The sequence below is a fragment of the Terrirubrum flagellatum genome, assembly GCF_022059845.1.
GTDB lineage: Bacteria > Pseudomonadota > Alphaproteobacteria > Rhizobiales > Beijerinckiaceae > Terrirubrum > Terrirubrum flagellatum.
On sequence record NZ_CP091852.1, the window covers coordinates 385,956 to 410,701 of the forward strand.

The 24,746-nt window shown below is 61.0% G+C and carries 17 protein-coding genes; 12 read left to right on the plus strand and 5 right to left on the minus strand.

The features are described 5' to 3' along the window. Positions 1-2 precede the first annotated feature (2 nt). Together L8F45_RS28360 and L8F45_RS28365 are read left to right on the plus strand one after the other, a co-directional pair. Entirely contained in the window at positions 3-740 is a 738-nt protein-coding gene (locus tag L8F45_RS28360) for an amino acid ABC transporter permease (RefSeq protein ID WP_342363746.1), read from the plus strand. Then, entirely contained in the window at positions 737-2,140 is a 1,404-nt protein-coding gene (locus L8F45_RS28365) for an MmgE/PrpD family protein (protein ID WP_342363747.1), read from the plus strand. Before L8F45_RS28360 ends, L8F45_RS28365 begins: the two co-directional genes overlap by 4 nt. A gap of 291 nt (positions 2,141-2,431) precedes the next feature. On the opposite strand, the gene L8F45_RS28370 is transcribed toward L8F45_RS28365, so the two are convergent. Further along, positions 2,432-5,320, minus strand: a complete 2,889-nt coding sequence (locus L8F45_RS28370; RefSeq protein WP_342363748.1) for a patatin-like phospholipase domain-containing protein — start codon at positions 5,318-5,320, stop codon at positions 2,432-2,434. Positions 5,321-5,742: 422 nt separating this feature from the next. Here L8F45_RS28370 and L8F45_RS28375 point away from each other — a divergent pair, with 422 nt between their 5' ends. From L8F45_RS28375 to L8F45_RS28385, 3 genes are all read left to right on the plus strand, one after another. Beyond that, positions 5,743-7,386, plus strand: coding sequence for a hypothetical protein (locus tag L8F45_RS28375; protein ID WP_342363749.1), 1,644 nt, complete (start codon positions 5,743-5,745; stop codon positions 7,384-7,386). Between the two features lie 12 nt (positions 7,387-7,398). Further along, positions 7,399-8,523 carry a phosphatase PAP2 family protein gene (locus tag L8F45_RS28380; protein ID WP_342363750.1) on the plus strand — a complete coding sequence of 375 codons (1,125 nt, stop codon included), beginning with the start codon at positions 7,399-7,401 and terminating at the stop codon, positions 8,521-8,523. 128 nt (positions 8,524-8,651) lie between these two features. Beyond that, complete coding sequence (locus L8F45_RS28385; RefSeq protein WP_342363751.1) at positions 8,652-10,754, plus strand: S8/S53 family peptidase; 2,103 nt, start codon at positions 8,652-8,654, stop codon at positions 10,752-10,754. Between the two features lie 536 nt (positions 10,755-11,290). On the opposite strand, the gene L8F45_RS28390 is transcribed toward L8F45_RS28385, so the two are convergent. Genes L8F45_RS28390 through L8F45_RS28405 form a run of 4 tightly spaced genes read right to left on the minus strand, consistent with a single transcriptional unit; the run spans position 11,291 to position 15,825 of the window. After that, complete coding sequence (locus L8F45_RS28390) at positions 11,291-12,145, minus strand: PCC domain-containing protein (protein ID WP_342363752.1); 855 nt, start codon at positions 12,143-12,145, stop codon at positions 11,291-11,293. Beyond that, entirely contained in the window at positions 12,142-13,776 is a 1,635-nt protein-coding gene (locus tag L8F45_RS28395) for an acyl-CoA synthetase (RefSeq protein ID WP_342363753.1), read from the minus strand. Before L8F45_RS28395 ends, L8F45_RS28390 begins: the two co-directional genes overlap by 4 nt. Next, positions 13,773-14,942 carry an acetyl-CoA acetyltransferase gene (locus tag L8F45_RS28400; protein ID WP_342363754.1) on the minus strand — a complete coding sequence of 390 codons (1,170 nt, stop codon included), beginning with the start codon at positions 14,940-14,942 and terminating at the stop codon, positions 13,773-13,775. Before L8F45_RS28400 ends, L8F45_RS28395 begins: the two co-directional genes overlap by 4 nt. 4 nt (positions 14,943-14,946) lie before the next feature. Beyond that, positions 14,947-15,825 (minus strand): IclR family transcriptional regulator, encoded by an 879-nt coding sequence (locus L8F45_RS28405; RefSeq protein WP_342363755.1) that lies wholly within the window; start codon positions 15,823-15,825, stop codon positions 14,947-14,949. A gap of 255 nt (positions 15,826-16,080) precedes the next feature. Between L8F45_RS28405 and L8F45_RS28410 the strand changes: the two genes are divergently transcribed. From L8F45_RS28410 to L8F45_RS28440, 7 genes are all read left to right on the plus strand, one after another. Next, complete coding sequence (locus tag L8F45_RS28410) at positions 16,081-17,094, plus strand: TRAP transporter substrate-binding protein (RefSeq protein WP_342363756.1); 1,014 nt, start codon at positions 16,081-16,083, stop codon at positions 17,092-17,094. Then, positions 17,094-18,971 (plus strand): TRAP transporter large permease, encoded by a 1,878-nt coding sequence (locus L8F45_RS28415; protein ID WP_342363757.1) that lies wholly within the window; start codon positions 17,094-17,096, stop codon positions 18,969-18,971. The genes L8F45_RS28410 and L8F45_RS28415 overlap by 1 nt, the downstream gene beginning before the upstream one ends. Positions 18,972-18,973: 2 nt before the next feature. Beyond that, a complete protein-coding gene (locus L8F45_RS28420; protein ID WP_342363977.1) occupies positions 18,974-19,777 on the plus strand; it encodes an SDR family NAD(P)-dependent oxidoreductase in 804 nt (267 codons plus the stop codon). A 211-nt stretch (positions 19,778-19,988) separates the two neighbouring features. Then, on the plus strand, positions 19,989-21,254 hold the full coding sequence (locus tag L8F45_RS28425; RefSeq protein ID WP_342363758.1) for an ROK family transcriptional regulator: 1,266 nt from the start codon (positions 19,989-19,991) through the stop codon (positions 21,252-21,254). Between the two features lie 2 nt (positions 21,255-21,256). After that, positions 21,257-22,852 carry an ABC transporter substrate-binding protein gene (locus tag L8F45_RS28430; RefSeq protein ID WP_342363759.1) on the plus strand — a complete coding sequence of 532 codons (1,596 nt, stop codon included), beginning with the start codon at positions 21,257-21,259 and terminating at the stop codon, positions 22,850-22,852. Between the two features lie 54 nt (positions 22,853-22,906). Beyond that, the gene (locus tag L8F45_RS28435) at positions 22,907-23,848 is read left to right on the plus strand and encodes an ABC transporter permease (protein WP_342363760.1); all 942 of its coding nucleotides are present in this window, start codon (positions 22,907-22,909) and stop codon (positions 23,846-23,848) included. Positions 23,849-23,856: 8 nt separating this feature from the next. After that, complete coding sequence (locus L8F45_RS28440; RefSeq protein ID WP_342363761.1) at positions 23,857-24,738, plus strand: ABC transporter permease; 882 nt, start codon at positions 23,857-23,859, stop codon at positions 24,736-24,738. Positions 24,739-24,746: the final 8 nt, after the last annotated feature.

Here is a 24,746-nt window from a genome sequence, read left to right on the forward strand (position 1 = left end):
CCGTGCTTCTGATCCAATATAGCCAGGTTCTCACAGTCGGCCTCGTCTGGACGCTTCTGCTCGGTCTGGTGGTGAGCCTGTTGGCGACGGTCGTCGCCACCGTCTTCACATTCGTCATTTCGCGCAAGAGCGTCATCGCGAGCACCATGGCTTTCGCTCTGGTTGAAGTCCTGCGCGACATTCCGCTCATCGTGACGGTGCTCTTCACATACTTTGTATTGCCTATTCTTGGACTCTCGCTCAGCCCGTTCTGGTCGACGGCGATAAGCCTGTCTCTTTGGGGAGGCGCGAACGGCGCGAATATCATTCGCGCCGGACTCACAAGCGTCGGCAAGGATCAGCGCGAGGCGGCGGCCTCGCTCGGCTTGCGATCGTGGAAGGCGATGGTGTTGGTAATCCTTCCGCAGGCGATGCGGGTCATTCTGCCTCCCTATGTCGGATTGGTCACGTCACTGGTGCAGGCGACATCGCTGGGCGCGGTGGTCGGCATGCAGGAGTTGCTGCGCGCTGGTCAGATCCTGATCGAGCAGACGACGATTTCTCAGGGCGGGAGCCCCGCGTTCCTCGTCTACAGCGCGATCCTTGTCGTGTTCTTTATCATTTGCTGGGGAATCTCGATGGGTGGGATGTTTCTTGAGCGCTTTTTCAACCGCGCCTACGAGACGCCCCGTGGTGGCGCGACAGCCGCATCACGTTCCGCCGAGGCGGCGACCTTGACGATGCCGGAGATACGCGCGTGAGCGAAATCGCCTGCGCTGAAATCGAGGACTCATTTGCTGCGCTCGTGGCAGGCGCGGCCCTTGAAATCTCTCCGGAAGCGGAGGCCACCGCCGCGGAGCATCTGACGGACCTAGTTGGCGTCGCGCTTGCCGCGGTTGAGGAGCCGGCGTTTCGCGCGTTGCTGCGGACATATGAACCGACGCATTCGGGCCGAAACAGCGCCCGCGTATGGGGAACGCAGATCCGATTGCCGCGTCGTGACGCCGCCTTGATGAACGCTTTCGCCGGGCACTTCCATGATTTTGACGATGACGAGACCGAACTGGCCATGGCGCATGTCACGGTGACTGCCGCGACGGCCGCGTTGACGACAGCAGACAGCGTGCCGGGAGCGACCGGCAAGCGATTGCTGAGAGCCTACATTCACGGGGTGGAAACCGCGACGAGACTCGGGAGGCTGATCAATCCTGAGCATTACCGTCGTGGCTGGCACGCGAGCGCGACGCTCGGCGTATTCGCGGCGGCAGCAGCCAGCGGGCATGTCATCGGGGTGCGGGCGAGCGAGATGCGTCATGCGCTCGGGATCGCGGCTTCTTTTGCATCGGGCTTGCGAAGCAATTTCGGCAGCGACGCAAAGCCGCTTCAGGTCGCAAGCGCTGTTGCTCAGGGCATGCTCGCGAGCGAATTGGCTGTTGCGGGCCTGACTTCCACGCCAGGCAGTCTTCTCGGCCCCAATGGTTACACCAGGCTGTTCGGCGAGCAGGATGTTTCAGTCGAGGCTCTCCTGAATTTTGGCGCTCCATTTGACCTTGTCGGATCGGGCCTGACCATCAAGGCGTTTCCCTGCTGCACGGCGGCGCATACTGCGGTAGACGCTCTTTTGGGAATGACGACTGAAAGCGGAGTAGCCCCGTCGCAGATTGATCGCGTCACCTGCTGGGTGGACCCAGCAGTCCCAAACATCCTGACGCGCGACCGACCTGGAAACGCCCTCGAAGCGAAATTCAGCATGCCCTTTTGTCTCGCCGCTGCTTCAATTTATGGACGATTGCGTCTTTCTGAATTTAAAGACGAGATTGTGAGAAGCGCAGCGGTGCAGGAGATGATGAATCGCATCGAGGTTCGAACAGATTCAAACCTGCCCAAAGGGCCGAGTGGAATCTCGGTGTCGTCCCGCGTCAGGCTGAAATTGCGAGACGGTTCGCAGATCGAACGATTTTCAGAGTATGTTCCCGGCGGTCCCCATCGCCGGCTTACGCACGATCAGCTCCGGGCGAAGTTCAACGCGTGCGTCGTCGCCGTGCTTGATCGCGAAAGAGTGGCCGCCGCGTTCGATTCGCTATTGGACGTTGCTGAGGCAAAAGATTGCCGGTCCTTACTGGATTTAATCTGTCAGCGTCAGACCAATGGGAAATCCTGACGTTGTTTTCTGCGGCTCTATTGAAAGCAAGATCCGTATCTTGACCGAATTGCGTAGCCTGCAACGCTTACGCAAAGGCTCGCTTTGGTGGTTGAGCTTGAGCGGCCGACCGTGGCGCGTCTGAAAACTTCGATGCCCTTATAGGGTCCGCTCCTCCCTGCTCGAGATTCAGGCGCGGGACGTTCTGCCCAGAGCGATCCAGTTCGGCGGCTTCAGATCAGCGCGACAACAAGGTCGGCGAAAACCATAACACTTCCGCATGCGACTTGTGTTTCAAAGCAGACGCTCAATCTATTTGAGGATGGCGTCTGCAAATACATCGCTTCCGGCGTTCGTTTCGCGGAGCAGACGCGTTCCCATGGCAAAGCCAAGCGCGCGATAGCTCTCCCATTGCGCCTCGTCGAAGAACTGGTCTCCCGTCGTTTGCTGCGGAAACGGGGGATTTCTATGGCCATAGTTCTCGACGTCTGCTGGAAGTCCGTCGAACAGGCGCGGTTTCAACCAGATGATTCTGCCTATCTTTTTTGAGGGCTGCGCGTCAGCGTTCGGGCCAAAGACGTCAAGGAGGAGTGCGAACGCGCTGCAGTCCGGGTTTCTCGCCGCTCTCCGCCAATCGGCGGCGCCGGCATTGATAAATACGGAAGAGCAATTGAATCCGAATGCGGAGTAAGCCGAGTACGCGGACGCGACCTCAATCGAAAGACCGAGATCAAGCCGTGCTTTCCGGATCAGATTCTCCATGTCTTCGAATTCGTAACTGGGATCGGCGCCGTTATCGATGACGACTATTAGTGGAACGCGCCGCCTCAGAAGTTCGTAGGCTCCGCTATTCTCGAAGTGTCCGCCGTCCGAGAGATACACGCGGCGATTGCGGCGTGTATAGAGGGCGGTCATTTCACACCAGAGATAATAATATGTGCGCCAAGGTCGTGTTATCCAGGTGTAAAGACGCCAGCCCAATGACCTTGCCGCCTTGCGGACCTCCGGGAGAAGATCTCTAACGTCCCACCAATATCCCAGTCGGATATTTGCAAAGGTGAATGCGAGCGCGCCGCCGAGCGTGGTGCGAGCGCCCATCCCGGCTGAGGCGGCGGCCCCGGAAATCGCGCAAAGCTGGCCGACGCTCAAGGATTCGACGCTTTCCTCTTTGAGCTTGTCCCAGGTGATTGCCCGGGCATCTCCCTGAGCCGCTCGACCGGCATTGATGTAGACGCCTTCCGGCGCGAAGACGAGGGGAACGCCCTTCCGATCGCGATCCGCAAGTTGGGAGTGAGCCGTATTTTGAGTTTCATTGAGGGTCACATTGATCAGATGCAGAGGCGCGGCGCTGCGGGCCTGTTGATAGGTCGAGACGTCGATATAGTCTTTTGGGTGGTTTTCCGTGATGGGCCTGCCGCCAGACAGAGTGACTTCTTCCAAACGTTCCCGATTTGAGGCGCCAAGGTAGGCCCGCGTCAGTCGACCCGCATAGAAAGAATGCAGCGAAGATAAGTTGATAAAGCCCGTATAGAGCCCAGTGAGGATGAACAGACCAAGGGCGATTGCGCCGAAGGAAAGGAGCGAAGACTTTTTGAGGTCGAAATCCTCGAGATGAGCGACCCAAAGTCCGGCTCCCTCGCTCGTGAGGTTCCAGGAGACCGCGTGAATCGCAAGGTCCGCGGTCAACGCCACCAGGAAAAACGCGGCCGCGCCGACGATCAGCGCGATCGTCCAAACATGAGCGCCAACAAACCTGGCGAGCTTACCGTCTCCGAGCCATGTCGGGATCTTTGCGATCACCCAGGCAAGCGCCGGAACGAATGTCGCTGCGGCGATAGGTAGTCCGTTCCGATTTTCAGACACAAAGGCCGGGCTCTGCTCGATAATAGTCAGAGCAAGGCTGTCGATGAGCGCAGTTACGCAAGCGAGCGCGAGAATAATGTTGAGGCCTGCGCTCAGAGCTGTGAGGCGGCGGCGCATCTCATTGACGAATCCATCGCTCTTGAGAAGAGGCGCGATCCGGATCAAGAAGCCAAGGCCGACAATCGCTCCGAGTATCGATATATTGACGCCGAGGCTTACAGACCACAATGGCCAGGACAGTTTCCAGAATTTGAGTGGCGCCGTGATTGAAAGGAGACTTTCTCCTGACAAATGATTGATAAGGACGCCGCAACAAGCGGCGAAAAAAAGAATGAGGCAGGACTGCAATAGAAACTGACCGGTTGGGCCTAGGAAACGAGCGATCGGGCCGGCCTGGCCGGTTGAATTCCAGAGGTTCCCTGTGCGAAGCGAAACCGTGATCCAATAAGCAATCCAGGTCGCGATTGTGATCGCGAGCAGGGCAGGCGGCATGACGACGAGCGGGCTGAGCGTAAAGGCCCAACTCTTCGGCGCGGTTGCACCAGCCGCTGCGACGCTGGCTGCGGCCTGTTGTGCCTTGGCCGGGATGGTCGCGAAATAATGGAGCCGCTCGACAAATCCCATACGGGTTTCTTTTGGCCAAGCGTCCTGAAGCGCGTCGCCTGGCAAGCCATGGTTGAGAACCAGCCATTCCGCGCCCAGCAACAAGAACCACGCGGCCGCCGAGGCGATAAAGAATGTGTAGATCATCGCCAGCCAGTTTCTGGCGATATAGGCGACAGCGAATCCGTAGTCGGTCGCTCCGTTTGGGGCGAGATAGCGTCCGTGCTCTCGCAGCCACCAGATCGGGTTCCGCAATCGCCGAGCCGGCGCCGCCGACGTCGAGTTGGCGGCGGTGTCTAAGGTTTCCTCGCGAGGTTCGAGCTTGAGCGCGCTTTCCGCAAACTCGCGCGTGTCTTTCGCGCGCTCCTCGCCTGGGGAAGCTGACGATTCCGACCTCCCGCGGACGCTTTGCGGAAGGAACAGGCTGGTGAGGAAAGATCCGAAATATCCGCCGCCTGACACCGTGGAGAGGTAGTCGAAGCCATAGAGCCGGTCGTGACGGGCCAGCGATTGGACAAATCCTAACGAAATCGTTGCGCTCCGGATCCCTCCGCCGGAAAGCGCAAGGCCCATGCTGCCTGGCGGAATCTTGGCCTCGTCGATTTCGATTCCGGCTTCCCTGAGCTTTGAGCGGCGTTCCAGGAGAGCCTGCCGGGTCGCGTCAGGCGGCGACGCCGTTGCGGCGCGAGCCAGCTTCTCCTGAGGAACGCTCTCGGCGCGGAGATCGACAAGCATCGTTGCCTCCCAACGATTGTCCGTGAGCGCGCCTTTGGCCACGGCCAAGGACGCGCGTCCGGCATCCCAAAGTTGTCCGGTCGGCGTCGTGCCGACCGGAAGGCTAATTCAGATCGCGAGGCCCGAGTCTGTCGGCCATTTTGATGAGCCAGTTGATCGTGGCGCGCTCGCTGTCTTTCAGTTGTTCGCAGCGGGCGACGGCCAGAGCCAGCGGTCTGAACTCCGACCAGCGGAGATGAAAATCAGGGAGATCGCGCGGCGGCGCGGCGCGGCTGCGTCGAACGCGTTTGGAAGGTTGAGAAGCTTCGTTCATGGCGCCAAGGTTAATCTCGACCACCTTTCGAAAGCGCGTGAGTAAAGTGTGAACCGGGTTGGAGTTGACGCCCGTGGCGTACTAGGTTTGGCCGGGAGTATAAGTTGCCATGGAAGGCAAGCTTCTTGAGATCAATCTGTTCGGCGCGTGCACTGTGAGGTCTACGCGAGCGGGCGGATTCGTCATCAACGGGACGAAGCACAAGGCGCTGTTCGTCCTGCTCGCCACGGCTCCGTTCGGTCGACGGACGCGCTCTTTCCTGCAGGAAACGCTCTGGGGCGCCGCCTGCTACGACACCGGCCGGCAAAGCCTTCGCCGCGCCCTTGCCGATATCAAGGCCGCAATGGGCGGCGATTTTGGCGAGCTGATATCCGGCAACAACTCTGAACTGACGCTCGATCTGGGCCGCGTCCATTTTGCCGGACGACCCGGGGGCGGGCAGTTCCTCGAGGGGCTGGAGGTCAGAGAACCTATCTTTAATCAATGGGTTGCGGGCATTCGGGCAAAGCCGGACCAACTTGATGGTCTCTTCAGTCTCATTTCCCAGCCGCCCGCGACCTCGATCCTTCCCTCAATCGCCGTCTTGCCTTTCCGCGCCGTTGGCGGCGATGCGCTCGATGGCGTCCTTGGTGATTGGCTCGCGGAGGAGATCTGTCGGTCGCTCAGCCGGTCGCGACTTCTCGCGGTCATCTCGCATTTGTCGTGCCGACAACTCGCTCGCCAGGCCGTCGATGTCGGGGTGATCAGGACGCAGCTCCAGGCCAACTATTTCGTCTCGGGCACTCTGCGGCGTTCTGGCGAGCGGATCATTGTCGATGCGGATTTCGTCGACGTCCGCACGGCGCGCATTCTATGGACCCGACAATTCGAGCAGGACGCTCGCAATTTTCTCGATCAATGCGATGAAGGTTGCGCAGCGATCGTCAGGGCTGCAGGTGGCGCGATCGCCGATGAGGCGCTTCAATACACTGCGGGGATGGTCCCGGCGAGCATCGACGATCATCGATTGCTGATCGCGGGCGTCAGCCTCATGCACCGGTCGACGCTCCATGATTTCGCGCGAGCGCGAGAGCTGATCGAAGAGGCGCTCCGACGCGCGCCAAGCACGTCGGAAATTCATGCCTGGCTTGGAAAGTGGCATGTGCTGAGCGTTTTCAACGGATGGAGCACAGATGCGCGCGCTGACACGCAACGTGCGCTCGATTGCACCGCGCGTGCGCTCGACTTGAGTCCCGACAATGCGTTCAGCCTGACGATTGACGGCTTCGCGCAGAACAATCTGCTTCGAAGGCTTGATATAGCGGACAAGCGCTACGCCGCCGCCCTCGGCTACAATCCGAATGAGGCGCTATCCTGGCTTCTCAAGGGCACTCTTCAAGCGTTTCGTGATGAAGGCGTCGAAGCGGTCGCCGCCATTCAAACAGCGCGCCGACTCTCCCCCATTGATCCATTCGGCTATTTCTACGATGCGCTGAGCGCCGGGGCGCATCTGTCAAATGAAAGTTATGACAAGGCGCTCGAATTTGCGGATCGCTCATTGCTTACCAACGACCGGCACCTGTCGACGATTCGCATCAAGATCACGGCTCTTCACCATTTAGGGCGAGACGCCGAGGCAAGGGTCGCTGGCGAGCAACTGATCAGGCGCCAACCCGATTTCACTGTCGAATCCTATTTAAAGCAGCATCCTGCAACCGCGTATGAAACCGGCAAACGAGTCGCGAGTGCACTGCGGGCATCCGGAATTCCATGAGGGGCGATCAGAATGTCGACTATGGGTAGCTTTGGCAGTTTCGGAAGCTTCGGGAGTTTTGGAAGTTTTGGAAGCTTCGGCAGTTTTTCCGGATTGAACGCGACGGGTCTGGGGCGGTTCGTCGGCGGCGGCGGGGCGCCTGATCCGACAATCGTCCAGGGGCTGCTCACCAACAATCAGGCCATCATTCACTCCGCAGGTCCTGATGATCCGGTCGAAAAGCCGGCGGGCGTCTACAATCTTCTCCCGCTCGGCGCGGACAAGAATCTCCAGCTTTGGGAGCCCTGGGTTCGCGCCTCGCTTTATTTGACGGACTTCCTAAAGGGTCTCGATTGGGTGTTCACGCCGACAAAAGGCAAGGAAAAAATCAACTTCAGCTACGGCGGGTCTGCATTCTTCGAACTGCATCGCCCGTCAATCAAGCTGTTTCACGCCCAGCTTGCGTTCATGCGAGACTATATGGATCAGCGCAGCGATCGCGCCGCTGAAATCCTGTCCGAGATGAGTCTACCATTCGATTACTTCGCCTCGATTCTCGGTCTCAATTCTGCGAGCAATGCGAAGACGTTTGAGCTCATGTCGATCGCGCAGGTCGTGGCGGCGCATGTTGCGATGATTGCGAAGCACCATCTCGCCTGCCGCCGTCCGGATCGGCTGGGCGCGAGCGTGATGCCGATGATTTCAACCCCCGGCCACGGCTCATTCCCGAGCGCGCACGCCACCGAGGCGTTTGCCGTCGCAACGGTCTTGTGCGGCCTTCTTCAGGACAAGACCGTCAAGGCCCACTATCCCCGCCCCGACCGATTGAACCATCTTTGCATGAAGCTCGCGGAGCGGATCGCGGTGAACCGCACCGTCGCCGGCGTCCATTTTCCGGTTGATTCCTGGGCCGGCGCGAGTCTTGGCGAAGCGGTTGGTCAGATCGTTCTCCAAAAATGCGGCGCACGCGCTGGCGGCGTCGTTTCCAGAACCTACATCGCGCAGCCGCAGAGCGATTTTAGCGTCACGCAGTTCCGGACCCCCGAACAGGCGGCTCGGAACGGGCTCGAGCGGAGTCCGACCGAGTTCAAGATGGAGCCAAGCCCAATATTGTCGTGGCTCTGGCGAGCCGCCGTGCAGGAATTCGCCCTTACTTAAGCTCCCGACAGGGAGCAGCCATGGCCCGAGGGCAAGAGATGACCAGGAATCCTCCAGCGCCTGCGATCAAGGAGCTTATCGGACCCTATGAGAATTGGGTCCATGGCGAAGTTGGGAAGCAGTTCGCGTTGCATGATTTTGACGGTGAAGGCGACGCGGCGCTTTCGGCGATGGGTGAACTGGCGCGTGGTCACGCGCTCCTGAAATCCTGTCAGGCTGTCAAAATCGGGCGCGAGCTTACCGCGATTACGCCTACGCTTTGGGAAGATGTTTACGCAGGCGAAGCCGATTCTTTCTTTGCTCCGTTCATGTTGACGACGTTGACGAAGTTCCTGAGCGGCGACGATCCGCTTCGTAGAATGACGGCTGCGTTGGGCTCTTTCGCGGCGACCGGAGTCGCGCGAGTGAAGAAAGGGCAAAAGACTGCTCGGGGCGTGTTCGGATATCGCATCAACGCGCCATTTCCCGTGGAGTCGATCGACAAAGCTTTCTTACAGGAGGGACGAGAGCCGGAGTTCGGTGAGATTCCTGCCTATATCCGCCGGGAGAAGCGCATGTCGATCGTGGCCGTGATCGACGACGGATTTGCTTTCGCGCATGCGAATCTCCGGGACAGGAACGGCTCGACGCGAGTCGAGTGCTGCTGGCTTCAGTCCGGTTCGATCGCGCCTCGCAAGCAGGAGCGAACCGTTCTCTTCGGGCGTGAGTTGACCCGCGTCGCCATCGATCGTCTCGCAAGCGAATATAGCTGCGATGAGGACGAGCTCTATCGCGTCGTCGGCGGCGCCAAGGCTAAATACGGCGGCGCGGCCAGCCGTTTCGGCGCTCACGGCTCCCATGTGCTCGATATTGCGGCAGGCTATCGACACGAACAGAGCGTAAATGGACCTGCTTCTCGAAAAGACGAAGCTGGCGATGATCTCGACCTCGTGCGGATCATCGCGGTTCAATTGCCGGCGCCGATCACGGCTGAAACGACGGGCTTCGGCAAGGACGCGGCGCTGCTGAGCGCATTTCACTATATCTTCGACAGAGCTGATCGCATCGCGAAGCAATACGGGATCGAAAACCCGCCTCTCGCGATCAATTTCAGCTATGGCTACACGGGAGGGCCTCACAACGGCTCGGAGCCTCTGGAGAGGGCGATCAAGCAACTGATTGACATGCGTTCGAAGCGGGCCGTCACCTCGCTTGTCATGCCCTCAGGCAATAATTTCCAGAGCTCTCTCTATGGCGAAATCACCAGTCAGAATTTGAGGAATAATCGCTTCACGATTCCCTGGCGGATTCCGCCAAATGACCGAACGTCTAATTATCTGGAAATCTGGCTCCCGGAAGGGGCCGGGAAGAAGCCGGAGCGTCCGCGTATAATCGGGCCAACCGGTCCATTTGTCCTGGCCGAACAAATTATGGGGTCAGCGAGACAAGGTCTGCCATTGCAGATCTGGGACATCCTGTCCGACGATGTTGCGATTGGCCAACTCAGCGTCGATGAATATCGGCCGGGGCTGTGGCGCATGCTGGTCATCGCTGCGCCTACGGAGGTGGTCGCGGTTGGGGTTCCGGCGGCTCCGTGCGGCTTGTGGCGGATTGAAGTGGAGCCGAATGGCGCTCTTTCACGTGGGAAGCGCATCTCTTGTCGAATTCAGCGGGATGCAGATCCCCTGGGCTATGCGCGCGGCGCCAGGCAGAGTTATTTCGACGATCCTTCGGATCGTCCGTTTGATGGCGCCGGAGCTCCCTCAGATGAAGATGCGCCTGGAGCTTTTGTCCGGCGATTTGGCTCCATCAACGGAATCGCGACTCATGAATGCGTGATCACCGTCGGAGGGTATTCGCGAGCAACGCAGCTTCCGGCGCCATACAGCTCGTCGGGCGCTGTCGACGGCGAAGACGAGTCCAGGCCGAGCGTCAGCTACTCTGCTCCGTCGAGCGACTCGACTGCCCTGCCTGGAATATCCGCTGCGGGAACCAGGAGCGGATCGAGGCTGAGGCTTGTCGGCACCAGCGCTGCGGCGCCTCAGTTTACTCGTGCGCTCGCGATTGCAGCCCTTTCGCCGGCAAGAGAGGAGGGTGGAAGATCGCGACCTCATCACGCCAAGAGCTTGGTTGAGCGTTTGCCGCATCTTCGCCCGGTTGTGGCCGACCCCGCCAGCCCCCACAACGGCCAAGAGTTTGCGCGACGCCGCGCTCGTCTCGGAGCAGCGATGCTGGTTGACGACGACAGGTAATTCCAATCTGTTCATGGCATTGCATTCTTCGGGCGACCGCTCTCTGATGTTGAGCAATCAATTCACGTAGCGTCGAATTCTGATCTGATTTGAGTGTTATCTCGCCTCACGCTTTTCTCACGCGCTTCCCTGCGGTCGTTCTGATTTGATCGGGATGGTTATTGCGAATTTCGGAGGCCATGCGTGATTGCGCATAGATTTCTGCGCACCGTGAGCGGCCGGCGGAACAGAGGCCTGGGCTTGCCAGTCTCATTCGCAGCGTCCGCCGGAATGGAATGCTCTGGCGAGCGGATCTGGGAGGCGCGGGGCTCTGAGAAAAACGCAACCGCAGCGTCTGGCGATCAAACGCATCTCGCTTCACCGCGGACAGCAGTGAACGACGATTGCAAACCTGAGCGCGGAAAGCCGTATTGCTGGCTGCGGTTGGATATTTTAAACGTCTGACCGCGACTGTGGGCTGGCGAAATAGCAGTAGAAGTCGTGGGCGAGCCGATTTCGGCGGCTATCGCAGAATCCGCAACAAAGCGCTTATTGATTCATATGATCTCGATGACGATTTCGAGCGTCATCAGGATTGGATTGTCGCCGCGCGCGAGCCGGCCCTCGGACATCGATCCGGTGTAATCGACCAGCACAACATCAAGGCTCGCACGGAGGTCGTCTCCCTCCGTCTCGATCACGCCGCTGCGCACCGCCATTTCGGTGGCGAACGGCTCTGATATCCGTCCGTCCTGATAACGCGCGCCGATGATGCTGCCGACGCCGCCATGCAGCCGCGCGCGAGAAAGGCCGCGAGCCCGGCAGAAATCCTCCAGCGCCTGCGCCATGTCCTGGTTCGGCCGCAAGCGCAGCGCGAACGCCTGACGCGGCGCATCCGCCCCCGATCGGTCGCGCGCGATGGGGCCAAATAACTTGAAATTCGTTTCAAGGTCGGGCTCGGCGACGAAGGCTGCGCCATCGATCCCGAAAGCCCTGACCGTGAAAGGCTCTGCGATCACCGTCTCATCCGGCAGGATGTGGCCGCCATTCGCGCGGCCGTCACTCTCGATCCATAGGGCATGGCAATGGAAAAACGGCGCGCCATCACGCTCGCCGAACGTCATCGCGCCCGTCGTCAGGCGCGTCACGCCTGCAGGCCGGAAAATGTCGCTGTAGAAAGCGGCGTTCTCTCTCGTTTTCGACAGCGCCGGCATGACATAGGCGAACGGCCCCAGCGCGCCAGCGTCGAATGACAATACGCCGCTTGCAAACCCAGCGCGCTCGAAGCCGCGCCGCGTCGCTTCGAGCAGCGTTAGGCCTTTCTCCATCGTAAAGGAGAAGGCGCGGCCGCGCGCTTCGACCCATTGGATGCGCTCAGTGACCTCAGGTCCGGGTTGGGCGACGCGTCTCACGAGCCTGCCTTCTTGGGCGTCGCGCTCAGCAAGCCGCGCGCCTCAAGCTCATCGCGCACCATGCGCTTCGGCACCTTGCCATAGCCGGATTTCGGAAGCGCATCCCAGAAGAAGAAGCGCTTCGGCATCTTGTAGCGCGGCACCTTCTCGCTCAGAAACGCGATTATCTCGGCTTCGCCGGGCGGCGCAGCGCCGGCGCGCGCGACGCAGACGGCGACGCCAACCTCGCCCCACATCGGGTCCGGCACGCCAAGCACCGCCGCCTCGCCAATGGCGGGATGGGTGAGGATCTTCTCCTCGATCTCGCGGGGATAGATATTCGAGCCGCCGGAGATATACATGTCGGAGGCGCGGCCGGTAATGTAGATGAAGCCTTCTTCATCCATATGGCCGAGATCGCCGGTGCGGAACCATCCGTCGCGGAACGCTTTCGCATTGGCTTCCGGATTATCGTAATAGCCGGCGAAGACCGCCGGCCCGATCACGCAGATTTCGCCGGTTTCGAAAGGTTTGAGTTCGCGTCCATCGTCGCCCTGGATCGAGACCTGCATCCCCGTGCGTTCGAAGCCGCAGGTCCCGATCTTCACATGCGGCCCGTCCTCGGGATCATGCAGCATCGGCGGCAGCACGGTGATGTTGCCGGTGACCTCGCCGAGCCCGAAATACTGCACCAGCACCTTGCCCAACTTTCTCAGCGCCGTCTTCTGATCCTCGCGATACATCGGCGCGCCGGCATAGATCACGAACCGGAGCGAGGAGCGATCGTGACGATCGACAGCCGGATCCTCGACCATCATCTTGAGAATGGTCGGCACGGTGAAGATCGTCGCGACGCGATGCTTGGCGATCAGGCGAAACGCCTCATCGATATCGAAGCGTTCAGTCGGCAGGAGGATCGACGCGCAGCCGCGCGCGGCCTGCACAAGCTGATGCACGCCGGCGCCGTGCGACAACGGCGCGACAACGAGCGAAGCATCCTTTTCCGTAACGCCGGGCGTGAGATCGCAGAGATGGTTGGTGATGACGAACGCCATCTGGCCGTGGCTGAGCACCGCGGCTTTCGAGCGCCCCGTTGTTCCCGAGGTGAAGAAAAACCAGCAGGGATCGTCATGCTCGACCGCGCAATTCGCGACTTCCACGCCCGAGTGGCGGGCGATGACGTCGCTAACCGAGATTTCGCCAAGATCGCCGTCGCCGATGCGCCAGATGAATTCCAGAGTTTCGCTCGCCGCGCGCGCAGCCTCCGCATGCTGCGGAAAATCGCCATGGCACAGAAAGGCCTTTGCCCCAGACGCTTTCGCGAGATACGCTACTTCATCCGGCATCAGGCGGAAATTTGTCGGCGTCCAGACCGCGCCGAGGCGGAAGGCCGCATACATCGACCAGTACATCTCGTCGCAATTCTTGGAATGGACGAGGATGCGATCACCTTTGCCGACGCCGCGCGCCGCGAGACCCGCCGCCAGCGCCGAGACGATGCGGTCGATTTCGCGCCAATTCCAGATGCGGTCGCGCCAGATGAAGCCCGGCGCGTCTGAATGACGCTGCGCGTTGCGCGTCACGATGTGGGCGAGATTCATCACGCGGCGCGTCATCGGCGCCACGCCGCCGGAGGGAGCAGGCGCTGTCACTTCACGCGCTCCAGGATCGAGACATAGTTTGCGACCGCCGCGCCGCCCATATTGAAGACGCCGGCGAGAGCTGCGCCTTCGAGCTGCATTTCGCCCGCGTCGCCGCCAAGCTGCATCGCCGCCATGACATGCTGCGACACGCCGGTCGCGCCAAGCGGATGCCCGCGGGATTTCAGTCCGCCGGACAGGTTGATCGGCAGACGCCCGCCGCGTGACGACGCGCCCTCGCGCGCGACGCGCCAACCCTGCCCGGGTTCGGCCAGACCCATCGCTTCATACTCGATCATTTCCGCAATGGTGAAGCAGTCATGGGTTTCGACGAGATCGAGATCATCGATCGTCACGCGCGCTTCTTCCTTCGCCTTGGCCCAGGCGCGGCGCGCGCCTTCGAACGCGATGGGATCGCGTCGCGACAGGGGCAGGATGTCGTTCACCTGGCGGCGCGCGCGGAAGCCGATGGCGCGGTTCAGAGCTCTCGCTGTCTCTTCATCAGCAACCACAAGCGCGGCGGCGCCATCAGACACGAGCGAGCAATCCGTTCGCCGCAAGGGGCCGGCGACACGCGGATTCTTGTCCGAAATGCGATTGCAGAAATCGAATCCGATATCCTTCCGCATATGCGCGAGCGGATTTCGCACGCCATGCGCATGGTTCTTGGCGGCGATCATCGCCAGCTCCTCGCTGCGGTCGCCGTGGCGCTGAAAGTAGATATCGGCGATGCGGCCGAAAATCCCGGCGAAACCTGAATCGCCCGCCTCCTCCTTGCGATAGCAGCCGCTGAGCAGGATATCGCCAAGCTCTGCGTTCGATGTCGCCGTCATCTTCTCAGCGCCGATCACAAGGGCGATCCGGTTGCGGCCGCTTTCAATGGAATCGAGCGCCGCATAAAGGGCGGCGGAGCCGGTGGCGCAGGCGTTTTCAAGATGAGTCGCCGGCGTATAGGCGAGCTCAGGCATGTTCAGCGCTGCAAGCGCCGCTTCAAAGCCCTGTTTCGCAAAGCCGTTATTGTAGACGCCAACCGTGATCGCATCGATGTCCGCAGGCGCTACGCCGGCATGATCGATCGCCGCCGCCGCCACGCGGCCGATGAGGCTTTCCACATCGGGTTCTTCCAGTTTGCCGAACGGCGTATGGGCCCAGCCGACAATGGCGGCGCGTCTCGTCATGGCGTCATCTCCTTGCTGACGCGCGACGCGGCGCGCGTGGCGCCGTCGTCGCTGTCGGCGTTCGTGTCTCCGTCCTGCCCGCGAATTCCCTGAGGCGCGCCTCGAGACGCTTCACCTCGGTTCGCAACAGGCTGACGATGAAATCCTCGCGATCGGGTTGCATGCGGCTCTCGATCGCGGCGATGGAAAGACAGCTGTCGGGCCGGCCCTGCGCGTCGCGCACGACCATGCCGATTCCCCAAGACCCCGGAAACAAGAGGCCCCGATTGAAGCCATAGCCCTTTTGCCGCGCTTCGCTGATGAGGTCGTAGATCAGCGGACGCGTGAGCATCGGATATTTCGCGGCGAGCAGCTCTGCATTGATGTTGAGCGCCTGCTTGATCTCGTCGTCCCTGAGCGCTGCGAGCAGCGCGATGCCGCCCGCGCCGGCGCCAAGCGGATGGCGATCGCCGGCCGCGAGCACATGCGAACGAATGGGATAGGGACCATCCTCGCGATGAAGACAGACGACCGTCCAGTCGCGCCGCGCCTGGACGAATGCGGCGTCGCCGGTCTCCTGCGCGAGATGGGCGACGCTTTCCAGCGCCAGCCGGTGCAGGCCGAAGCGCTCGCCGGCGAGAACGCCGAGCACATGCGCCTCAGGCCCGAGAAAATAGCGGCGCGTGTCCGGATCCTGTTCGACGAGCCCCGCCGTCATCAACGCTATCAGAATGCGCCGGCAGGTCGGTTTCGCGAGTCCGGAGGCGGTGACGATCGAAGACAGTGATCCGCCGCTCGCGCCGGAGCCGGCGACAAGCCGCAGCAGCGCCGCGGCGCGCGCGATGCTCTGCGTCCCGTTGGCGTCCGCCGTCGAACCTGCGGAGGCGCTCCCATACTGATCCATATTATGGACTTACAATCTCGTCCTTTATCGTTGACAACTTCCGGATTGAGCGGCACTCGTCAAGCATTGTCATGGCGGCGAGAAGAAGGTCCGCATTCCGGACCTTGACCCAGGCCATGCAAAAACACAGCGCCAGACCGGCGGCGGCAGGGGATTGACGGCCACTGCGCCGGCGGGCCTCGTCGGAAGAGCGTTGAAAAATCGAGAGAATGGCGCCGCCGCAGCGGCTGCTATCGGGTTTGGGAGGACAGGCAGATGACGAAGATTTCGCGCCGCAGTCTGGCGGCGGGCGCGACGGCGCTGGGCGTTTCGACATTCATGATCGGCAAGGCGCGCGCCGCTGAATTCACCTACAAATACGCCAACAACCTGCCGCTCACCCATCCCCTGAATATCCGTGCGCAGGAAGCCGCCGCGAAGATCAAGGAAGAGACAGGCGGTCGCTTCGAGCTGCAGATCTTTCCGTCGAGCCAGCTTGGCTCCGACACCGATACGCTCGGCCAGATTCGTTCCGGCGCCGTCGATTTCTTCACCTTGTCGGGCCTCATCCTCTCGACCTTCGTGCCGGCGGCCTCGATCAATGGCGTCGGCTTCGCCTTCAAGGACTATGATACGGTCTGGAAGACGATGGACGGCAAGCTCGGCGAATATGTCCGCGCTGAAATCGCCAAGTCGCGCGCGCTGATCGCCTTCGAGAAGCCCTGGGACAACGGCTTCCGCCACACGACCTCGTCGAACAAGCCGATTGCGTCGCCGGCCGATCTCGCGAACTTCAAGATTCGCGTGCCTCCGTCGCCGCTCTGGACATCGATGTACAAGGCGTTCGGCGCCTCGCCGACTACGATCAACTTCAACGAGGTCTACAGCGCGCTGCAGTCGAAGGTGGTCGACGGGCAGGAAAATCCACTCGCTATCGTGTCGACGGCGAAGCTCTACGAAGTGCAGAGCTACTGCTCGCTCACCAATCATATGTGGGATGGCTTCTGGTTTCTCGCCAACCGCGCGAACTGGGAGGCGTTGCCGGAGAATATCCGCACAGTGGTCGCGAAGCATATCAACGCCGCGGCGCTTCTCGAACGCGCCGACGTCGCGAAGCTCACCGACACAGTGCAGGCCGACCTCACGGCGAAGGGCATGAAATTCAATACGGTCGACAGCGCGCTCTTCCGCGAGAAGCTGAAGAGCGCCGGCTTCTACTCCGAATGGAAAGGAAAATTCGGCGCCGAGGCTTGGGAGACCCTGGAGGCGTCGGTCGGCGCGCTCGGCTGATGCAGGCGGGCTCCGAGTTCGCGATCGCAGAGGAAGCCTCCGCACCCACGGGGCGCTCCGCTCTCGCGATGATCGATCGCGGGCTCGGCGCATTGGTTGAGATCCCGGCGGCGATCCTTGTCGTCGCCGAGGTCGTCGTCCTCTTCTCCGGAATCGTCGCCCGCTATCTCCTGCATAAACCGCTGGTCTGGTCGGACGAGCTCGCCTCGACCCTGTTTCTCTGGCTCGCGATGCTTGGCGCGGCGATCGCGCTGAGGCGCGGCGAGCATATGCGCATGACCGCGCTCATTTCTGGCCTTGAGCCGCGCAAACGCGCGCTGTTCGATGCGCTGGCCATTGCGGCCGGCCTCGGCTTCCTCGTTCTCATCGCCGGTCCCGCCTATCACTGGGCCTACGAGGAAAGCTTCATCGTCACGCCGGCGATGGAGATTTCCAACGCATGGCGCGCCGCGGCCTTTCCGACCGGCGTCGGACTGATGATCGCCTTCTCCTTGCTGCGCCTTGCTGATCGTACGAGCCTTTTTCATGCCGCTGGCGCGCTCACTTTCGTCGCGGCTGTGATTGCGGCGTTCTGGATGCTCGGCCCGGCGCTGAAGCCGCTCGGCAACATCAACCTTGTTATTTTCTTCGTGGGTTGCGTCGGCGTATCCGTGCTCTCAGGCGTGCCGATCGTATTCTCGTTTGCGCTCGCGACCTTCGGCTATCTCGCGCTGACGACGCGCGTGCCGACCATGACGCTTGTCGGCCGCATGGATGAGGGCATGTCGCACATCATCCTGCTCGCCGTGCCGCTTTTCGTTTTTCTCGGCCTGCTGATCGAGATGGCCGGTATGGCGAAAGCCATGGTGCGATTTCTCGCGAGCCTGCTCGGCCATGTGCGCGGCGGACTCTCCTATGTGCTGATCGGCGCGATGTATCTCGTCTCCGGCATCTCCGGCTCGAAAGCCGCCGATATGGCGGCGGTCGCGCCGGCGCTGTTCCCGGAGATGAAGGCGCGCGGCGCCAAACCCGGAGATCTCGTTGCGCTGCTCTCCGCCACTGGCGCGCAGACCGAAACCATCCCACCGTCCATCGTGCTCATCACGATCGGTTCGGTGACGGGCGTCTCGATAGCGGCTCTCTTCACCGGCGGACTTGTGCCCGGACTTGTGCTTGCAGCCGGCCTCTGCATCGTCGTCGCGCGCCGCTATCGCAATGATGATCTCAGCCATGTGACGAAGGCGACCGGGCCTGAAATCATGAGGAGCCTGCTGATCGCGTTGCCGGCGCTGGCGCTGCCGTTTCTCATCCGCGCGGCCGTCGTCGAAGGGGTCTCGACGGCGACGGAGGTCTCGACCATCGGCATCGTCTATTCGATCATTGTTGGCGTGCTGGTCTATCGCCAGTTCGACTGGTCGCGCCTTGGCGGCATCCTGGTCGACACTGCTTCCCTCTCCGGCGCGATCCTCATCATTATCGGCGCGGCGTCCGCGATGGCGTGGGGACTGACGCAATCCGGCTTCTCGCGCACGCTGGTGGAGATCATGACCCATCTCCCGGGCGGCGCGATTGGTTTCATGGCGGTGTCCATCGTCGCCTTCATCGTGCTCGGCAGCGTGCTGGAGGGCATTCCGGCGATCGTGCTGTTCGGCCCGCTGCTGTTTCCGATCGCGAAACTCGTCGGCATCCATGAGGTGCATTATGCGATGGTGGTGGTGCTTGCGATGGGGCTTGGCCTGTTCGCGCCGCCCTTCGGCGTCGGATATTATGCGGCCTGCGCCATCGGCAAAGTGAGCCCCGACGAAGGCATCAGGCCGATCTGGGCCTATATGTTGGCGTTGCTCGCCGGCCTCGTTCTCGTCGCCGCCGTTCCCTGGTTCTCGATCGGCTTCCTGTGAGCATATCCCAACGATTGCAGGATCGCGTCGCGATCGTTTTCGGCGCGGGTTCTTCCGGCCCCGGCTGGGGCAACGGCAAGGCGTCGGCGGTCGCTTATGCGCACGCCGGCGCGCGCGTCGTTTGCGTCGACATGGTCGAGGAGGCCGCCGCTGAGACCTCTGACATCATCCGCGGCGAAAGCGGCGACGCGATCTCCGTCGCCGCTGATGCAACCGACAATGCAGCGGTCTCGCGCGTGGTGAATGAATCGATCGCACGCTACGGGCGCATCGACATCCTGCATAACAATGTCGGCGTCGTGCTCCATGGGGGCCCGACCGATCTCGACGAGGATCAATTCCGGCGTAATCTCGACATCAATCTTGGTTCCGTGTTCCGCACGGCGAAAGCCGTTTTGCCCCACTTTATCGCGCAAAAGCGCGGCGCGATCGTCAACATCTCCTCGCTCGCCGCGATCCGATGGACGGGTTATCCCTATTTCGCCTATTACGCCGCAAAAGCAGCTGTGAACCAGGCGACGGTCGCGCTGGCGCTGCAATATGCGCCGCATAACGTGCGCGCCAACTGCATCATGCCGGGCATGATCGACACGCCGCTGATCTACAAGCAGATCGCGAGCCAGTACGCCTCGTCAGAGGAAATGGTGGCGGCGCGCGCTGCAGCCGTGCCTCTCGGCCGCATGGGCACGGCGTGGGACGTGGCGAACGCAGCCGTGTTTCTTGCTTCCGATGATGCGCAGTTCATCACCGGCGTCGCGCTGCCTGTCGATGGCGGCCAGAGCTGCTCGGTTTCGCTTCCGCGCTAAACACAGTCGTATGCGGCGTTGATCACGATCAATGCGCAGGACCTGAGTTCTGCGCTGCTCCATCGCTCTCGCTATGGTCGGAGAAAGCCGAGCGCGCCGTGGGGCTCTTGGCGCAGGCGATTGGCCGTTACCCCAAAGACCTTTAATAATTAAATTTGATTTATTGACTCCCTGGGCGCGACATGCATCCTTGTCGTCGGGGAGACAAGCGGTGCGTGGCAAGGGAAGAGGCGCGAATTCCGTCCGCGTGCGGATGTTCAACGAACGCGTCCTGCTTACGCAGCTCCGTCGTCTGGGACAGGCCTCTCAGAAGGAGCTGGCTGACGCATCCGGTCTGACCGTTCAGGCCGTCGTCGACATCGTTGATGGCCTTCTACAAAGCCAATTGGTGAGGCCGGTTGGAAAAAGGGCAGGGCGCGTCGGCCAGCCCTCCATGCTTTATGCGATTGATCCAGACGGCGTTTTCGCCTGCGGCTTACGGGTCGGCGCGGCGTCTGCGGAACTGGTGCTCGTCGACTTCGAGGGCAACATCCGCGCTCGCCAGGCCCGCGCCATGCCGCCTCATTTCAACGAGGTCAGCGCCTTTGCTTCCGAAGGGTATCGAGCCTTTCTTAAAGATGGTCCAGTAACTCTGGAACGGACGCTGGGGCTCGGCGTCGCTCTTTCTCACGCGCTTTGGTACGGGCAGGGGAGAGCCCATCTCCCGCCGGAAGTCGCCGCGTCATGGGCCGACATCGACCTCGCAAAGGAGCTCAAAGCGGCCAGCGGGCTCGCAGTCTTCGTCGAAAATGAAACGCGGGTTGCCGCAATCGCAGAATATCTGCTCGGCGAAGCCCAGGACTTCGAGAATTTCCTCTACGTGTCCATTGGCGCGCACATTAGCGGCGCATTGGTGATGGGCGGCAATCTGCTCGGAGGCGCCCACGGTAACACCTCGACGCTCGGCGCGATTCCGGTTGGCCCAAGTCGTCTGGCGCATGCCGACAGTCGCGCCGGTGGTCGCCTCGACGACCGCGCCTCGCTTGACGGCCTCATTCGACATCTGGGCCTGCATGGATTCACGATACGCGCCGTTTCTGAACTGCCCAACGTGCTGGATCAGGCGCGAGGCGTCATCCAGGAATGGGTCGATGATTGCATCGAAGCGTTGGTCGAAGGGCTGACGGCCTGTTTTGCGGTTGTGCCGGTGGAAACCGTCATCATCGACAGCGCGCTTCCGCAGTTTCTTGTTCTTGAAATTGTGGATCGCCTCGAACGCCGGCTCTCCGGGGAGACGAAGTCCGATGCTCCCCGCTTGCGGATGAGCCGCTTGGGACAGGACGCCGCCCTTGTCGGCAGCGCGATCCTTCCGGTGAACGCGCATTTCTTTCCCAGCAGCGACGTGCTCGTCGGCGACTCCGCGCTGCAGGACTTCACCCCGCGACGCCGCGACTTCTTTCGCAACGCGGGGCTCCGAAAAAATCAAGGCGGGAGGTAGATATGAAAAAAACTTGGATGACAGGAAGAAGCTGGATTCGCGCTGTGGCGGCGACCGGCGTCCTGCTCGCTGGCGGCGCGGCCGCATCAGCGGAATCGGTGCTTCGCATCAAGATGGTCGGCGATCTCAAGCAAATCGATCCGATCTGGACTTCAAGCTTTCCGGTTCGGGACATGGCGTATCTCGTCTGGGACACGCTGTTCGCCATGGATAAGGATTACAAGGTCCAGCCGCAGATGGTCGGCAAGTACGACGTCAGCGCCGATGCGAAAATCTATACGCTGACCCTTCGCGATGGTCTGAAATGGCACGACGGCGGCGACGTGACATCGGCCGATTGCATCGCCTCCCTCGAACGCTGGATGACAAAGGATCCTCTCGGCGGCGAACTCAAGAAATATCTCGATCGATTCGAAAAGGTCGACGACAAAACCTTCAAACTGGTGCTGAAGGAGCCTTGGGGGCTGACGCTGACCGCGCTCGGCAAGCCCTCGTCCTATGTGCCCTTCATGATGCCCGAACGGCTCGCCAGGACGCCGCCGGACAAGGACGTGACAACGCCCGTCGGATCCGGCCCCTACATGATGAAAATGGATGAGTGGCAGCCAGGCGCAAAAGCCGTCTATGTCAGGAATCCGAACTATGTTCCGCGATCGGAGCCAGCGAGCTTCATGGCGGGCGGCAAAATCGCCAAAATTGATCGTATCGAACGCATCCACATTCCGGACGAGGTCAGCGCGGTGAACGCGCTGCTCGCCGGCGAGATCGACTATATGGAAGGCGTGCCTCCCGACATGCTGCCTCTGATCGAGCGCAGCAAGGATGTGGAGATGATGATCCGCGATCCGCTCGGCAAGAGCGTGCAGGTCGTGTTGAATCACAAGCAGCCGCCGTTCGACAACGTCAAGATGCGTCAGGCGGTGCAATATGCGCTGAGCCAGAAGGATTTTCAGGAAGCTTATTTCGGGGATAAGACCAAGCTCTACAAGATTTGTCCCGCGATATTCTTTTGCGGCGCTCCCTATGAGACCGATGTCAATAGCGAGCGTTACATGAACCAGAACTTCGACAAGGCGAAAGCTCTTCTCAAAGAAGCAGGCTACGATGGAACGCCGATCATCGTGCTCCATCAGAGCGACCAGAAGGAGTTCGACGATTATATGACGGTGGCCGTGCAGGCGCTGAGAAAGGCGGGATTTGTCGTCGATGACCAGCGCATCGATGCGGCTTCCGTCTTCTCGCGGCGTGCGAGCAAAGCGCCAGCGAACCAGGGCGGATGGCACATCTTCTCCACGGGTTGGGGCGGCGTCGATCTCATGAACCCGGCGACGAACGTGTTCGTCACCGGCGCGTGCGACAGCGCGTGGTTTGGCTGGCCATGTGATGAAGAGCTTCAGAAGCTGAGGGCCGCTTTTTTTGCCGCGCGCACCGACGAAGAACGGAAGGCGACTGCGATCAAGCTTCAGGCGCGCGCCAATGATATCGTGACTTTCATCCCCATGGGTCAGAACTTCATCGTCGGCGCGAAATCCAAAAAGCTGCAGGGGCTTCTGGATGGTCCCGTTTCAAGCTTCTGGAACGTGTCCAAGCCCAACTGAAGAGTTGGGGCGGCGTGAACGCCGCCCCTTCTTCCTCCTGCAGAGCCGGCGCAAATGATCAGATATATAGCGCTGCGACTGCTCGCGCTTCTGCCTGTCGCGGGATGCGTGGTGATCGCTGTCTTCATGCTGCTCCACCTGTCGCCGGGCGATCCGGCGGCTATGGTGGCCGGCGATCTCGCCTCACCTGAGCAGATCGCACGCATCCGTGCGCGGCTTCACCTCGACCAGCCTCTCTATCTGCAATTCGCCATCTGGCTGATCAATCTCCTTCATCTGGATCTGGGGTTTTCCGTCTTCTCCGATCAGCCCGTGGCGCGGCTCATTGCTCAGCGTCTTGAACCGACGCTTATGCTGGCGCTGACCACGACAATCCTGTCCGTTGCGATCGCAGTGCCTCTCGGAATCCTTGCAGCATGGAAAGCCCGAAGGCCGATTGATCGACTGGCTATGGGCATGTCGGTGCTTGGTTTTTCGGTTCCCGCCTTTGTCGTAGGATATGGTTTGATCTACGTCTTTTCGATCAATCTCGGCTGGTTTCCGGTGCAGGGCTACAAGCCGATTTCATCTGGCCTCGCGGCGTGCCTGCACAGCCTGACATTGCCGAGCGTCACACTGGCCTTCGTCTTCTCGGCGCTTGTCGCCCGCGTCACCCGCGCAGCCATGCTTGAGATCCTGGCGGAAGACTACATGCGAACAGCGCGCGCCAAGGGCGCCGCGACCGCGCGGCTGCTTTGGATTCACGCGCTCAAGAATGCGGGGGTTCCCGTCATGACTGTGATCGGCGTCAGCTTCGCCGCGCTGGTGGGCGGGGTCGTGGTGACGGAATCCGTCTTCAACATTCCAGGAGTCGGGCGCCTGACGATCGACGCGATCCTTCATCGCGACTACCCCATTGTTCAAGGCGTGATCCTGATGTTCTCCGCGCTGCTCATACTCATCAATCTTGCCGTCGACCTCAGCTATGCGCTGTTCGACCCACGCATACGCTCCTGAGCAACTCCATGACGATCGCTTTCGACGCATCTCCAGAGCCGGTTGCTCCCGTCGCGAAGGGCCGTAACTTCTCCCTGCGTGCTCATTCACTGACAGTCGCATGCCTGGCGACGCTCGCCGCCTTCGTGATCACGGCGATCGTCGCACCGCTGCTTGTCGGCGATTATTTCACAATCAACACGCGCATCCGCCTCAAGCCGCCCGGGGAGGAATTCTGGTTCGGCACAGATCATCTCGGGCGTGACATCTTCGCGCGCACGCTGGTCGGAACACGCAACTCGCTCATCGTTGGCGTTTCGATCGCATTGTTGACGACCGCTGTCGGCGTTTTGATTGGCCTCTATTCCGGTTATTTCCGCCGGGGCGACGAAATCATCATGAGGATCATGGACGGCCTCATGGCGATTCCGGGCATCCTGCTCGCGGTGGCGCTCGTGTCGGTTCTCGGCGGAGGAATCGCCACCGTGATCGTCGCCATCACCATCACGGAAACGCCGCGCATGGCGCGCATCGTCCGCGGCGTCACGCTCACGCTGAGGGAGCAGCCCTTTGTCGCCGCGACGATCGCGATGGGCGCAACGACGTCACGAATCCTTTTCCTGCACATCTTGCCAAACACGATCGGCGTGCTCGCCGTGCAGGCGACCTATGTGTGCGCCTCCGCGATCATAACCGAATCCATTCTCAGCTTTCTCGGCGTAGGCGCGCCGCCCGAAGTTCCGAGCTGGGGGAATATCATTGCGCTTGGACGGCAATATTTCCAGATCGCGCCCTGGATCATCTTCTTCCCCGGACTCTTCCTTTCGGCGCTCATCCTCGTGATCAACATCCTTGGCGACACGCTACGCGATGGACTCGATCCGCGGCTGACTAGGAACGGCGGCCGCTAGGCGCACTC

What these genes read in the sequence shown, in the direction of transcription:
- L8F45_RS28370 (WP_342363748.1), bottom strand. Translation starts at nt 5,320, where the DNA reads ATGCTTGTCGATCTCCGCGCCGAGAGCGTTCCTCAGGAGAAGCTGGCT.
- L8F45_RS28375 (WP_342363749.1), top strand. Translation starts at nt 5,743, where the DNA reads ATGGAAGGCAAGCTTCTTGAGATCAATCTGTTCGGCGCGTGCACTGTG.
- L8F45_RS28380 (WP_342363750.1), top strand. Translation starts at nt 7,399, where the DNA reads ATGTCGACTATGGGTAGCTTTGGCAGTTTCGGAAGCTTCGGGAGTTTT.
- L8F45_RS28400 (WP_342363754.1), bottom strand. Translation starts at nt 14,942, where the DNA reads ATGACGAGACGCGCCGCCATTGTCGGCTGGGCCCATACGCCGTTCGGC.
- L8F45_RS28405 (WP_342363755.1), bottom strand. Translation starts at nt 15,825, where the DNA reads ATGGATCAGTATGGGAGCGCCTCCGCAGGTTCGACGGCGGACGCCAAC.
- L8F45_RS28410 (WP_342363756.1), top strand. Translation starts at nt 16,081, where the DNA reads ATGACGAAGATTTCGCGCCGCAGTCTGGCGGCGGGCGCGACGGCGCTG.
- L8F45_RS28415 (WP_342363757.1), top strand. Translation starts at nt 17,094, where the DNA reads ATGCAGGCGGGCTCCGAGTTCGCGATCGCAGAGGAAGCCTCCGCACCC.
- L8F45_RS28430 (WP_342363759.1), top strand. Translation starts at nt 21,257, where the DNA reads ATGAAAAAAACTTGGATGACAGGAAGAAGCTGGATTCGCGCTGTGGCG.
- L8F45_RS28435 (WP_342363760.1), top strand. Translation starts at nt 22,907, where the DNA reads ATGATCAGATATATAGCGCTGCGACTGCTCGCGCTTCTGCCTGTCGCG.
- L8F45_RS28440 (WP_342363761.1), top strand. Translation starts at nt 23,857, where the DNA reads ATGACGATCGCTTTCGACGCATCTCCAGAGCCGGTTGCTCCCGTCGCG.